Here is a 12,898-nt window from a genome sequence, read left to right as displayed (position 1 = left end):
AACATCTTGGCAGCCCAACGGCCACGCTAAGCCATGCCATGTGGGCTCACTGTGCCGATGCGCGCAAGGTAGTAGGCGCGCTTAAGCGGCGGGCGCGGTTTTAAGCTTCTCCCGCGCCACATCAATACTTTGTAAACAAGCGCGTCGCAACGTGGGGTAATCTTTGTCTATCACCTCCATCTCGGGCGCTTTTATTAATTGCTCGAACTCATTTTCCCCTTCAAGTCGCTGCGCTATAACATCCGCCGCTTCATCGGCCGAGAATACTGCCTCTAACCGTTGCAATAATTGCTCGCCGGTTTCGCGGTCGGCATCGGGTACGGAGGGCAGATCGCCGCTATCGCGAATGGCCTCTTCGGCCTCGTCCGCGAGTAGGTCGCGCGCCTCGGCCAGGGTTTCAAACAGCTTGCCGGTTAGCTCGTCTGCGACAAATTCGGCCGCGTAGCGGTAGTGATCCGCGCTTTCCATTACGGCGACGTGTAAATCGTTAAGGGCAACTTGCAGTTCAGTGCGCAATACACTCATGGTAGGCATCCTGTTAAATCATTCATCACTGTGCGGCTCTGGCTCATGGGGCTTAGGCGCCAGCACCTCGAGCGCCCGGGGCAGCACATAAAATTTTGCCGGGGTGTGTGCAACCGGCTCGCCATCGGCGTGAATCGCCATACGTTTGCGACCGGTATTAATGTCTATTTGCCGGGCCTGAACGTTAAACACGCGGTTATTGTAACGCTGCCGACCATCGCGTAACAGCGGGGCGAGGGTTAGTAACTCCCAGACGGTTTGCGGGCGCAAACTGTAGAGCGACAACTTACCATCGTCGATGCGGGTGTTTTCATCCACAACGTTGCCGCCACCATAGTAGCGACCGTTGCCAATCGCCATTTGAATGGACCGCTGATGGTAGTGCACGCCATCGACCGACAAGCTGGCCTTAAATTGTTTAACCCGCGCGAGCGCCGCAACAAACGCTTTTAAATAGCTCAGCACGCCCCAATGTTTTTTTACGTCTTGGGTGAGCTCTTCGGTGACTTTAACCCCAAGGCCCAGGTGCGCCACATTAAAAAAATAGTGCTCGTTAACCACACCCAAATCAATGCGCCGGCGATGCCCTTCGGCGATCACCGCAAAAGCCTCTGGCAGCTCGCCCGTCAAACCCAGCGAGCGCGCCAAATCATTTGCCGTACCCAACGGCAGCACCGCCAGGGGCACCTGACACTCGTGTAAGGTGCCTGCCATGGAGCTAATAGTGCCGTCACCGCCGCCAACAATCACCAAGTCCAGCGTGTTTTTGCGCTCCAATACGGCCTGACGGCTTTGTTCCGGCCCGTCGGAGGCGAACCGCTCGACCTTAATACCCGCCTGCTCAAGCTGGGCAATGCCTTCGTCCAGCTGCGCCTCGGCGCCCTGACGCGCTTTTGGGTTAACAATCAGTAAAGCGTTCCGTAAGGCGTTGTGTATTGGCTTATGTTCCATAGTTTGCTTATTCATCGTCAATACGACGGTAGATCGCCTCTAATAAACTGTAACAACCAAAGGCGACTAACCCCGCCGCCACTACCCCTAGCAGCCAGGCGCCATAGGCCGTATCGCGCAGTGCGTGCAACGCATCGGCGATACCTTTAACGTCCGAGCTATGGGCGACAATCGCAGAGCGGGCCAGAATAGCGCCAATCAAAATCAATACCGCGCCGCGAGCCACCAAGCCAAACCGGCACAGTGGCTGCATCCACACGACCTGCGAAGGCGGCAAGCGCATAAACTTTTGATAACCGACCTTCCAGCCTTTAACCATGTGCGCGATACCGGCTATTGCCATGCCTACCCCGACGGCGGCCAAAAACCAAAGCCCCGCATCGCTGGACAACCAGGTCGGCTGGCCGCTGCTATCGTCGCTACCGGACCAGATGAGCTTAACGGTAAATAGCGCGAGTGCCGCGTGCGTGCCGGCACTGATTAACAGGCCGGCGCGTACGCCCAAGCCTTTCGCTGAGGTGCCGTGATCATCACTGTCTGTCAGGGCCTGGGTAGCACGCCAAATAACGTAGCCCAGCAAACCCAGCACCAGTAAAATCAGCAGCACCTTGCCAAAGGGCTGTTCGGCGATTTCGCGCACTGCGCCGCGGCTGTCGGTGGTTTCACCTCCCAGGCCGACGGCGGTGAGTATCGCCAGCGACCCCACCACCAAATACACCAGCGCCCGGGCGGCGTAGCCCATACGCGCCAGCACACCGATTGCCGAAATACGACTCGCACTATCCGTCAGGGTGTTCATTGCGTAACCTTATTCGAGGTGGGACCATCTAAGGCCGTGGGGTTATCAGATTCAGGCTCTACCTGCCCGCGCCTTTGCAGCCAGCCCGCCAACAGCCAGCACAGCAGCGCCCAGCCGGCGCCCGCCGTCCAGCCGGCTAATACATCGGTGGGCCAATGCACGCCCAAATAAACACGGCTTATACCAACCAGCAGCGTAATGGTTAAAGCCACCAGCAAATAGTAGGCTTTTAACCGGCGACGTTTTTCGGCCCGCGCCAGCAAAGCGCCCAGTGTTAAATAAGTCGCGGCCGCCACCATCGAGTGGCCGCTGGGGAAGCTTGCGGTATAAACCTCGGCGCCGTGTGGGACTAAGTCCGGTCGGTCGCGCTCATAAGAATCTTTAAGCAGCGTATTGGCGCCTAGCGAGCCTAACGAGGCCACCAGTACCACCAGGGCCAGACGACGGCGCTGACACAACACCAGATAGCCCATCACCACGAAGGTCAACAACGTCAGTACAACATTACCCCCTAAGGCGGTGATATCCCGGCCCATTTCTTCGGCCCAGCCGGGGCCAATAGGGTCAGACACATCGTCGGCCGTGCGCATCATCAGCAACACACTGCGGTCAAACTCGTGGGTTTCACCGTCGGTCACCTCATCGGCAATTTCGGCAAACACCCAAATAGACGCCAGCAGGGCAAACACCACACACATAACCGTGAGCTCGCGGCTGCCAAGCCAGGTAAAAAATCGATTGAATCCCATCATCCCCACTAACCTATTATCCGTTGTAAGCGTTTACTGAATCTTAGAACTATAGGCTATAGCAAAATCAGCGCCATCAGCGCGGGCCCGTGCGGTGCGGGCTGGCGCGGTGTAAGCAGGTAAGCGTTGTGTAAATTAAGGCGGCCGGGAGTAGAGTTTGCAAAACGTTGCCGAGAGCAACAAACCCGAAACACAAAAAGCAGGCGCCGACCGCGAGGCCAGCGCCAGAGGTTAATCGTGTTGCAGCGCGGTGATGGGATCCAGCTGGGATGCTTTAATGGCGGGGTAGATGCCAAAAATCAAACCCGTCGCGGTACAAAACAGCACGGCCACCACCACCGCATTAAGCGACCATGCCACGGGCCAGCCGGCAAACGTGGAGATTACCGCCGCCAGGCTAAAGCCTAAAACAATACCCAGTAGCCCACCAATACCGGCAATTGTGACACTCTCGATAATAAATTGGTCGCGGACGTTTTTTTCGGTCGCGCCAACGGCGCGCAGCAAGCCGATCTCGTTAGTGCGCTCTAGCACGGTTGCGAGCATAATATTCATAATGCCAATGCCGCCCACCAGCAGCGAAATGCCAGCGACACAGGACATAATAATATTAAAGATACGCTGGGTTTGTTCGTGCTGGTTAAGCAACTCCGCCGGCACCACAATATTGTAGTCTTGCTCCTGGCCGTGCCGCCGATCCAGCAGGTGCGCTAAATTTTTAGCGGCCGCCTGGGGGCTAACACCGGGGCTCAACTCAACCCGAAAGGCGTCAATCTCTGAGGCCATATCGCGAAAATCAAAGCGCTTTAACGCCGTCTCTAGCGGCATATAAATGCGGTTATTTTCACCGGATAATTGCACGCCCTGAAAATTGTCTTTACTCAGGTTTTTGCTTTTTAACACGCCCACCACTTCCAACCACAAGTGATTAACCTTTATGGTTTGGCCGACGGCATTACCGCGGGGAAACAGCTGATTGGCTACCGCCGTACCGATCACCACCACCTGGCGGTAATAGCGGTTGTCGTCATCGGTTAGCCAGCGGCCGCGCTCTACCGCTAAACTGCCCAGCTCACTTAAACTTGGGGTCACCCCCAGCACTTCGCTGTCACTGTCGGCGTTGCGACTAAACAGCGCGTACACCTCAATTTTTTTCTCGGCGCTGTAGTTTAAGGCAAAGGGTAAAGTCTCCATACTGGCGCGCACATCCTGTAGCGACAACCCTACTGAGTGTTTGCGTACGTCGCGCAGTCGCTCGCCATAAATTGCTTTTTCTTCCACCAGCACATTGCGCAGCCCCATGGATTCGATCAGCGCAAGCGCCTCTTTCTCGGCGCCCTCGCCCACACTGACCATGGCGATTACCGCCCCCACACCAAAAATCATGCCCAGCAACGTTAAAAAGGTACGCAAACGGTGAAACCACAATTGCTCCAGCGCTTCGAGAAAACTTTCTTTTAATTTTTTCACAGGGTTTCTCCCGCCGGTTTTAACAGCGCCACCCGGTCGCCCGCGGCAATACCGTCGACAACCTCCGTCTGGGTCAGGCTGCGCAAGCCGGTAGTAATCACTTGCCGCGCAAACCCACCGCCACGCATTACATACACCCACGACGCGTGCTCATCTTTAAACACTGCCTGATTGGGGATACTTAACGCGTTATCTTTAAAGGCCACCCGAACGTTGCCCTCAAGCTTTTGCCCCGGGCGCATAAAGCTCGGGTCGGATTGATCCAGCGCTACCGTCACCTCAAAATATTTAGTGGGGCTGCGGGTATCGCGCGGCGCGGCAATATTGGCCAGCGCCACAACTTTGCCGCTCAGTGGCCGATCGGCATAGGCATCCAACACAATGTCCGCACGCTGACCAAGCTCAATGCCGGCCGCCTCGGTCTCTAGCACGTAAAGGCGCGCCTGTAATTTCTCTAGGCTTGGGATCGAGCCAAGCTTAGAGCCAGGCCACAATGTTTGCCCGGCGCGGACTTTTTCTCCGCGCCAGTTTTTGGCGTGAATCAAAATACCATCGACGGGCGCCAACACCTCTAAATGCGCTAATGCGCCCTGACGCAATTTGATTTTATCCTGGTAGTTTTTGCCCTCAAGGCTCAGCAACTCTAACTGTGCCTCACCTTGCGTTTGCTGCGAGCTCTGACGCCAGTCCAGGTATATTTGCTGCGCCGCCAAATAATCTTTACTAAGCAGCTGATCGATAATTTCGTTTTTTGAGTACACGGCTAGATCATCGACACTAAAGCGCTCGACCATGGCTTTTTCTTGCGCGACTTCGCCGGCCTGCTGCACAATCGCAAACTGACTTTGATCTAAACCGCGGGAGGTAACATCGCGCGATAGAGAGTTTTTTTCCAGCTCCAGCTCGGCGCGCTGTTTTTCCAGCTCGTGCTCGGTGCCATCAAAACGGGCCACCACATCACCGGCGTTAACGCGGCTGTTTTCTTCTTTCATCCAGGCCAGAGTCAAACGCCCCCGGTTACCCGACGGGGCATTAATGGTCACCTCTTCGGCCGAGATCAGCTCGCCCTTGGCCGGCACGCTAAATTCAAAAGGCCTGGGGTTAACGGTCATGGTTAGGGTGGTCGACTCCGGCGCTTTGGAGCAGGCCATTAGCCCCGCCACTAATGCGCTTATAACACTCAGCTGAAGCGAGCTTTTAATGTGTTTATATCCACTCACAAAATCACCTCATCGCCATCGTCCAGCCCCTCGGTAATAATGGCCTCGCCCCCTTGTCGCGCCGCCACGGTAACCTCTTGCTCGCGCTCACCGGCAAGGCCTTGTAAGCGTACGTAGGCTTTATCGTCGCGGTACATTAACGCGTGTTGCGGCACCGCTACCGCATCGGATTCCACGCGCTGGACAATGGACAAGCGCGCCGCCATACCGGGGCGCATAGCATCGGTGTCCGGGTCATCAATACTGACAACGGCATCAAACACTTTACTGGGCTCACGGCGAGACTTTAACCGCACAATGCGGCCCAACGATTCAACTTTGCCGGTAAATGTGCGCTCGGGCACTGCATCCAGCTTGATCTCTACCCGGTCGCCGGTTGCCACCTTGTGCGCAATCTGCTCGTCCACCGTGGTTTCGATAATCAAGGTGTCCAGATCGGGTAACTCAATGACTTTTTGAATCACCGAAAACTGATCGCCCTCGGCGGGTTTGTCGCCGTCGTTGTTGGGTTTGTAAACCACAATGCCCGACCGCGGAGCCTCGATACTCATTTCTTCTATCGCCTGCTGTTGCTCGTTTACCTCAGAGCTAAGCCGCGACACTTCGGTTTCGGTAATTTCCCGGTCAACCGCCATCTGGCTAATGCGATTGGCGCGGCGGTAATCGACCATGGCGTAGTTCAGCTCGGCAATTTGTCGGTCGATACGCAATTTCTCGACCTCCAGCCGCGCCATCAAATCATCCACGTTGCTCGATTTAAGCGTGGCTTTCTCCAGCTCCATTTTTGCCTCGGCCAGATCCAGCTCTAGCTGCTCGCGCTCTTGTTTGCTGTCCAGCGCCTGACTCGCTAACCGCTGTTGCTCGGTGGCCAGCGCATTTTGCAAATCGCGCAGGCGCGAGTGTTGCTGCTGGGCATCAAACGCCATGATGCGCTCGCCCGCTTTTACCCAGGTGCCCTCGGGAATCAAATACGATAATTTGTATTGCCAGGTGTATTTTACTTTGGGCGGCCCTATCTCGATGGTGCGGGCGGAGGCCAGCTCGCCGGTGGTTTGAATGGCCAGAGGGATATCGGCTTTTTTTACCGTCAGTGTCGGCACATCGCTAGTGCCACAGGCACTTAATAAGCCGGCTACCATAACGGCACTAAGCAAACGCGACAGCTGCTTCATGGCGAATCCTCAGCGCTTACTTCTACCAACACACTCATGCCGGGCAACAGGCCCAGTGACGCTTTATTATCAAAACGGATGTCCACATCGATATAGCCCGAGTCGCCCCAGTGATTTTTGGCCTCGGCTTGCTTGCCAATACGCTCGATTACGCCCGGCACTTTAAGCTCGGGGCGAGCATCAAAACCAATACTCACCTGTTGCGCTTCATGCACTTGGGCAATGTCCACTTCATTCAACCAGGCGCGCACATGTAGATCGTCGGTTGAGGGAACCTCCAGCACACTAAAGCCGCGCTCTACCGAGTCACCCTGGCGAATTTTATTGCGCGTCCAGGGATGGTCGACATACATCGCGGTACCGGCGCGGGCGCTGTATTGAGTCATGCCGTCAAGCATTAACTGCACGCGGCGCAACTCGTTTTGCGCGCCAGAGATTTCTACCTGGCTGCGCTGTTTTTCGGCGATAACGTCGGATTTTTTTACCTCGAGCGCTTTGCGGGTTTCCACCTCGTCGTTAATGGCCTGAGTCAGCGCCAGGCGATATTGCTCGTACTGTAACTCGCTGAGCAGCTCACTGGGGATGCCGGCATCAAGCTCCGCTTTTTTTAGCGTTAGCACGGCCACATCGTATAAGTTCTGCGCCTCGCGCAGTGCCAAATCTTGTATTAAGTCATTGCGCCGCCCCTCGGCTTTGGCTGTGCGCAGCCCAGCCTCTAATTGCTCAAGGTTGGCCGCCACACTGGCCGAATCGTATTGCACCACGGCATCACCAGGCTCCACCCGGGTGCCCTCCTCTACCATCCAGGCAATTTGCACAATCCACTCATCGGTTTCCGGGGCGACAAGCATTTGCGAATCGCGCGCGGCCACTTCGCCGCTTAACAGCAGCGGCTCGGCCCACGCCTGCAGGCCAATGAGTGCCAACAATAAACTACACAGTGCGGGGCGCATTAACGTCTACCTTTTCTATTTGACCGTCGCGCATATGAATCACTTTTTGCGCGTACTCGGCAATCTCGGGCTCGTGCGTCACCAAAATAATGGTTTGCCCGGCGCGGTGTAGCTCGGTAAAAAGCTCCATGATCTCCACCGAGGTTTTACTGTCGAGGTTGCCGGTCGGTTCATCGGCAAAAATAATCTTGGGGCGATTGACCAGGGCGCGGGCAATCGCCACGCGCTGGCGCTGGCCACCGGACAATTCGTTGGGGACGTGCTCCAGCCGGTTTTCGAGATTAACCCGCGCCAGCATGTCCCGGGCGCGCTGGCGCGCCTCGGCCGGCTCGATGTCGGAGTACTTAAGCGGCAGCATCACATTGCGCACGATATTGAGCCGCGGCAATAAGTGAAACGACTGAAACACAAAGCCGATATCGCGGTTGCGTACGGCGGCCAGTTCGTCATCGCTCATACTGCTAACCTCGCGCCCGCCCAGGCGGTAGCGCCCGGAGGTCGGCTGATCAAGGCAGCCTAAAATGTTCATTAAGGTGGATTTACCCGAGCCCGAGGGGCCCATAATGGCGATAAATTCGTTCTCGGCGATGGCAAAGCTCACGCCCTGCAGAGCCGCCACGGAGATTTCTCCGCTGCGGTACTCTTTGCGTAGCTCTTCGAGCTCGATAATGGTCTGAGTCAAAACATCCGTCCTATAAGGTGCGCCGCAAGTTACCCGATTATTGGAGTATTGCCCCTGGTAAGGCAGTAAGGTATCGGCCACCGAGTCCTTTTTTACAATGTAGTCTAATGCGTCGCAAGAAAGGAAGTGCAAAGAAGCGCGGCCTATGCGCGACCAGCGCGTATCGCCTAATTGTTCCCATCAGAGCCGGCGGTTATACTAGCCGCTTTGTTCGCCCAGAAACCAGTGACCTGTCTATGATGTATCTAGCTAAGACGTTTCGACCTATGACGTATCTAGGGCTTTTATGTGCTACCGCCTTGATCTGCCTCAGCACCGGCTGTGGTCAGCAGGGCCCACTGTACTTGCCCGCTGAAGATCCCGCCCCGCAGGAAGAGCCAGCTGAATAGCCCAAGAGAGAATTCTATGTCCTTTTTTACCGAGCGCAGCGGCCAGCTGTATGCCGAGGATGTGCGCTTAAGCGACATCGCCGAACAGTACGGCACCCCCGCGTACGTCTATAGCCGCGCCGCTTTTACCCAGCATTACCTGGCGTATGCCCAGGCGCTGGGCCAGCACCCCGGCATGATTTGCTACGCCGTTAAGGCCAACTCTAACATTGCGCTACTTAACCTGTTGGCCCGTTTAGGGGCGGGTTTTGACATCGTCTCGGGCGGCGAGCTGGAGCGGGTACTAACCGCCGGTGGCGACCCCAAGCGTATTGTGTTCTCGGGCGTGGGCAAAACCGCCGCCGAGATGGCCAAAGCGCTGGCGGTGGGTATTCACTGCTTTAACGTCGAGTCCGAGGCGGAGCTGGAGCTGTTAAGCCAGGTCGCCACAGAGAAGAACCAAACCGCGCGGGTCTCGCTGCGGGTAAACCCCGATGTCGACGCCAAGACCCATCCGTATATCTCCACCGGGCTTAAAGAGAACAAGTTTGGCATTGATATTAACCGTGCCCCGGCGGTTTACCGCCGCGCCGCCGAGCTGCCCAATATTGATATTCAGGGCATCGATTGCCACATTGGCTCGCAGCTGACCGAGTTAGACCCATTTTTGGATGCGCTGGACCGGCTGCTGGTGCTGGTCGATAGCCTTAGCGCCGACGGCATCCACGTTAGCCACTTAGATTTGGGCGGCGGCCTGGGTGTGACTTACCGCGACGAACAGCCACCCGAGGTGGCCATCTATATGGAGGCCATTAAAGCCAAAATCGGCGACCGCGAGCTGGCGCTGATGTTTGAGCCGGGCCGCTCGATTGCCGCCAATGCCGGTGTGCTGCTGACTAAGGTGCTTTACCTAAAGCCCACCGAAGCGCACAACTTTGCCATTATCGATGCCGCCATGAACGACAATATCCGCCCGGCGCTGTACCAAGCCTGGCAAGACATTCGACCGCTGGCGCCGTCGAGCGGCGAGGTAAAACGCTGGGACTTGGTAGGCCCGGTGTGCGAAACCGGCGATTTTTTAGGCAAAGACCGCGATTTAGCCCTCGCCCCCGGTGATTATCTGGCGGTGATGTCGGCCGGTGCCTACGGTTTTACCATGGCCTCAAACTACAACACTCGCGCCCGGGCGGTAGAGATTTTGGTCGACGGCGACCAAATCCACGTGATTCGCGAGCGCGAAAGCTTTGTCGATATGATTCGCGGCGAGCACATCGTCGAGCAATAGCGCAGCCAGTGAGCAAAGACGGGCCAATTACGATAAAATGCCCTGTCTTTTAATTAAGCATCAGGAATCCCTATGCGATTGCGGTTTACAAAAATGCACGGCCTTGGCAACGACTTTGTTGTCATCGACGGCATCAGCCAGAAAATTCGCCTGAGCGCCGACAAGGTGCGGGCGCTGGCCGACCGCAATTTTGGTATCGGCTGCGATCAGGTGTTGCTGGTTGAGGTACCCAACTCGCCGGATGTCGACTTCTGCTATCGCATTTTTAATGCCGACGGCTCTGAAGTGGAAAACTGCGGCAATGGCGCGCGCTGTTTTGCGCGCTTTGTGCGCGATCGCCGCCTCACCGGTAAAAACGTGATTCGGGTGCAAACCGCCTCTGGGGTGATGGTGCTCACCGTCGACGAGCACGACAATGTCAGCGTCGATATGGGTGTGCCGGTATTAACGCCGGCCGAGATCCCCTTTAACGCCGATAACCGCGCCGTGGTGTATCCGCTAAGCGTGGGCGACCACGACATCAGCGTATCGGCCGTATCCATGGGCAACCCTCACGCGGTGTATGTGGTGGACGACGTTAACAGCGCCCCGGTGGCAAGCTTGGGGCCGCTAATCGAATCGCACCCGCGCTTTCCGCGCCGCGTTAACGCCGGCTTTATGCAGGTGTTAAACGCCGGCGCTATTAAGCTGCGGGTGTACGAGCGCGGCGCCGGCGAGACCCTTGCCTGTGGCACCGGCGCGTGCGCGGCGGTGGTGGCCGGCAGGCTGCGCGGCATTCTGGATGAGTGTGTCGATGTCGAGCTGCCCGGTGGCCACCTACAGATTCAATGGGCCGGAGAAGGTCAGCCAGTAATTATGACCGGCCCGGCGACCAGCGTATTTCACGGACAGGTCAAAATTTAAGATGACGGATAACAGCAACAACACGCCCCCTATGCCCAGCGCCTCGGATGTGGTGCGTTACTTAATGGCGCACCCACAGTTTTTCTCCGAGCACCCGGCGCTTTTGGCCGAGATCGAGCTGCCCCACGATAGCGGCACGGCCATCTCCCTGGTGGAGCGGCAAGTGGCCGTTTTACGCGATCGCAACATGGATATGCGTCACCGCCTGAGCCATTTATTGGATAACGCCCGCGACAACGACCGCCTGTTTGATAAAACCAAACGGTTAATTTTGGAGCTGCTCGAGGGGCAAGATTTAGGCGATATTATCGACGCGCTGCACTACAGTTTTGACAAAGAGTTTGGTATTCACTACACCCGCACCTTGTTGTTTGGCAGTGCCGACGCCATTGGCGGCTCGCAGGCGCGCGTGGTCAGCCTGCAAGAGGCGCGCGATAACATCGGTGCACTGCTTAAAAGTAATCGCTCCTTTTGCGGTAAGCTGGGTGACAAAGAAAAAGCGTACTTGTTTGGCGATGCCGCCATGCAAGTGGGCTCGGCGGCCACGGTACCGCTGACCAACGGCCAAACGTTTGGCCTTTTGGTTATTGGCAACCGCGACCCTAAATATTACCGCTCCAGTATGGGCACGCTGTTTTTGGCTTATATTGCCGAGGTGCTAAACCGCTTGTTGCCGCGCTACTTACCTCAGGCGTAAAGCGGCGCCGGGCGGCGCGTGCAACCCACAGCCTGTTAACCGGCTTTAAGAGAGGCTTATGCTCACACCCGAAGCACTGCCACTGGCGCGCGAAGTCGAAGCCTTTAGCCAATTTCTAAAAATCGAGAAGCAGCTCTCGGAACGCACCCTTGATGCCTACCGCCGCGATTTACGCAAGCTGCAAGATTACGCCCACACACGCAACCTGCAGTCTCTGGATGCCATCAACCACCAGGAAATTCGCCTGCTGTTAGCGCAACAACACCGCAGCGGCAGCGGTGGCAAAACATTGGCGCGCTGGCTCTCGGCGCTGCGCAGTTTTTTTCGCTTTGCCATCAAGCGCGGCTGGCTTGAGGCCAACCCCGCCGAAGGCTTGCAGGCACCCAAGTCGCCTAAAAAGTTACCTAAAACCCTCGATGTAGATCAGGCCGGGCAATTCGTTCAGTTGGACGGCGACGACTTTATCAGCCTGCGCGATGGCGCCATGGTCGAGTTGATGTACTCATCGGGGTTGCGGTTGGCAGAGCTGGTAAGCAGCAACGTTAAGGATATTGATTTGGCCGGCGCCAGTATCCGGGTAACGGGTAAAGGCAACAAGCAGCGCGAGTTGCCGGTGGGGCGCTTTGCCGTTGCTGCGGTTAAGCGCTATTTAAGCGTCAGGGAGCTGCACGCTAACGCCACCGAGCCGGCCTTGTTTGTGAGCCAGCGGGGCAACCGTATCAGCCACCGCAGTGTGCAGGCACGGCTCGAGCAAATCAGTTTGCGCCAGGGTATGGGGCAACCGGTGCATCCGCATATGCTGCGCCACTCGTTTGCCAGCCACATGCTCGAATCCAGCTCAGACTTACGGCTGGTGCAAGAGCTATTAGGTCACGCCAATATCTCTACCACTCAAGTCTACACCCACCTGGATTTTCAGCACTTGGCCAAAGTGTACGACAGCGCTCACCCGCGCGCGCAGCGTCGCCGCAACAAAGATGACGATAGCGATTAAAAACGAACGGGCAAAAAAAAGCGCGGCCAATAGCCGCGCTAACACAATACAGAGAAGAGCCCATGTATGTCATCCACCGGAATGAATGCAGATTTTTAGAGTAGTCAGCTTAGCCTTGCAGTTCAACACT

At 56.5% G+C, this 12,898-nt stretch carries 13 protein-coding genes; 4 read left to right on the top strand and 9 right to left on the bottom strand.

Going from position 1 to position 12,898, the window contains the following annotated elements:
• Nucleotides 1-81: 81 nt before the first annotated feature.
• The 9 genes from AAC019_RS07600 to AAC019_RS07560 form a co-directional block, all read right to left on the bottom strand.
• Nucleotides 82-525 (bottom strand): hypothetical protein, encoded by a 444-nt coding sequence (locus AAC019_RS07600; protein ID WP_339898058.1) that lies wholly within the window; start codon nt 523-525, stop codon nt 82-84.
• A gap of 18 nt (nt 526-543) precedes the next feature.
• A complete protein-coding gene (locus AAC019_RS07595) occupies nt 544-1,491 on the bottom strand; it encodes a lipid kinase (protein WP_339898057.1) in 948 nt (315 codons plus the stop codon).
• A complete protein-coding gene (locus AAC019_RS07590; RefSeq protein WP_339898056.1) occupies nt 1,484-2,275 on the bottom strand; it encodes a DUF1206 domain-containing protein in 792 nt (263 codons plus the stop codon). The genes AAC019_RS07595 and AAC019_RS07590 overlap by 8 nt, the downstream gene beginning before the upstream one ends.
• Entirely contained in the window at nt 2,272-3,027 is a 756-nt protein-coding gene (locus AAC019_RS07585) for a phosphatase PAP2 family protein (protein ID WP_339898055.1), read from the bottom strand. The genes AAC019_RS07590 and AAC019_RS07585 overlap by 4 nt, the downstream gene beginning before the upstream one ends.
• Nucleotides 3,028-3,255: 228 nt before the next feature.
• A complete protein-coding gene (locus AAC019_RS07580; RefSeq protein ID WP_339898054.1) occupies nt 3,256-4,494 on the bottom strand; it encodes an ABC transporter permease in 1,239 nt (412 codons plus the stop codon).
• Nucleotides 4,491-5,714, bottom strand: a complete 1,224-nt coding sequence (locus tag AAC019_RS07575; RefSeq protein WP_339898052.1) for an efflux RND transporter periplasmic adaptor subunit — start codon at nt 5,712-5,714, stop codon at nt 4,491-4,493. The genes AAC019_RS07580 and AAC019_RS07575 overlap by 4 nt, the downstream gene beginning before the upstream one ends.
• Nucleotides 5,711-6,886 carry an efflux RND transporter periplasmic adaptor subunit gene (locus tag AAC019_RS07570; protein WP_339898050.1) on the bottom strand — a complete coding sequence of 392 codons (1,176 nt, stop codon included), beginning with the start codon at nt 6,884-6,886 and terminating at the stop codon, nt 5,711-5,713. Before AAC019_RS07570 ends, AAC019_RS07575 begins: the two co-directional genes overlap by 4 nt.
• Complete coding sequence (locus AAC019_RS07565) at nt 6,883-7,839, bottom strand: HlyD family efflux transporter periplasmic adaptor subunit (protein ID WP_339898048.1); 957 nt, start codon at nt 7,837-7,839, stop codon at nt 6,883-6,885. Before AAC019_RS07565 ends, AAC019_RS07570 begins: the two co-directional genes overlap by 4 nt.
• On the bottom strand, nt 7,820-8,521 hold the full coding sequence (locus tag AAC019_RS07560; RefSeq protein WP_339898046.1) for an ABC transporter ATP-binding protein: 702 nt from the start codon (nt 8,519-8,521) through the stop codon (nt 7,820-7,822). Before AAC019_RS07560 ends, AAC019_RS07565 begins: the two co-directional genes overlap by 20 nt.
• A gap of 405 nt (nt 8,522-8,926) precedes the next feature.
• On the opposite strand from AAC019_RS07560, the gene lysA reads away from it, so the two are divergent.
• From lysA to xerC, 4 genes are all read left to right on the top strand, one after another.
• Nucleotides 8,927-10,174, top strand: a complete 1,248-nt coding sequence (lysA, locus tag AAC019_RS07555; protein WP_339898044.1) for a diaminopimelate decarboxylase — start codon at nt 8,927-8,929, stop codon at nt 10,172-10,174.
• 72 nt (nt 10,175-10,246) lie between these two features.
• Nucleotides 10,247-11,077 (top strand): diaminopimelate epimerase, encoded by an 831-nt coding sequence (gene dapF, locus AAC019_RS07550; protein WP_339898042.1) that lies wholly within the window; start codon nt 10,247-10,249, stop codon nt 11,075-11,077.
• A 31-nt stretch (nt 11,078-11,108) separates the two neighbouring features.
• Complete coding sequence (locus tag AAC019_RS07545) at nt 11,109-11,774, top strand: DUF484 family protein (protein WP_339898148.1); 666 nt, start codon at nt 11,109-11,111, stop codon at nt 11,772-11,774.
• Between the two features lie 58 nt (nt 11,775-11,832).
• Nucleotides 11,833-12,768 (top strand): tyrosine recombinase XerC, encoded by a 936-nt coding sequence (gene xerC / locus AAC019_RS07540; RefSeq protein ID WP_339898040.1) that lies wholly within the window; start codon nt 11,833-11,835, stop codon nt 12,766-12,768.
• Nucleotides 12,769-12,898 lie beyond the last annotated feature (130 nt).

It is taken from the genome of uncultured Gilvimarinus sp. (assembly GCF_963975215.1).
In the GTDB taxonomy this organism is placed as follows: Bacteria; Pseudomonadota; Gammaproteobacteria; order Pseudomonadales; family Cellvibrionaceae; genus Gilvimarinus.
This window is presented reverse-complemented; position numbering and strand designations above follow the sequence as displayed.

Excerpts from the sequence above, each read along its gene's own strand:
- dapF (WP_339898042.1), top strand. The coding sequence starts at position 10,247 with ATGCGATTGCGGTTTACAAAAATGCACGGCCTTGGCAACGACTTTGTT.
- AAC019_RS07565 (WP_339898048.1), bottom strand. The coding sequence starts at position 7,839 with ATGCGCCCCGCACTGTGTAGTTTATTGTTGGCACTCATTGGCCTGCAG.
- AAC019_RS07590 (WP_339898056.1), bottom strand. The coding sequence starts at position 2,275 with ATGAACACCCTGACGGATAGTGCGAGTCGTATTTCGGCAATCGGTGTG.
- AAC019_RS07600 (WP_339898058.1), bottom strand. The coding sequence starts at position 525 with ATGAGTGTATTGCGCACTGAACTGCAAGTTGCCCTTAACGATTTACAC.
- xerC (WP_339898040.1), top strand. The coding sequence starts at position 11,833 with ATGCTCACACCCGAAGCACTGCCACTGGCGCGCGAAGTCGAAGCCTTT.
- AAC019_RS07585 (WP_339898055.1), bottom strand. The coding sequence starts at position 3,027 with ATGATGGGATTCAATCGATTTTTTACCTGGCTTGGCAGCCGCGAGCTC.
- lysA (WP_339898044.1), top strand. The coding sequence starts at position 8,927 with ATGTCCTTTTTTACCGAGCGCAGCGGCCAGCTGTATGCCGAGGATGTG.
- AAC019_RS07595 (WP_339898057.1), bottom strand. The coding sequence starts at position 1,491 with ATGAATAAGCAAACTATGGAACATAAGCCAATACACAACGCCTTACGG.
- AAC019_RS07545 (WP_339898148.1), top strand. The coding sequence starts at position 11,109 with ATGCCCAGCGCCTCGGATGTGGTGCGTTACTTAATGGCGCACCCACAG.
- AAC019_RS07570 (WP_339898050.1), bottom strand. The coding sequence starts at position 6,886 with ATGAAGCAGCTGTCGCGTTTGCTTAGTGCCGTTATGGTAGCCGGCTTA.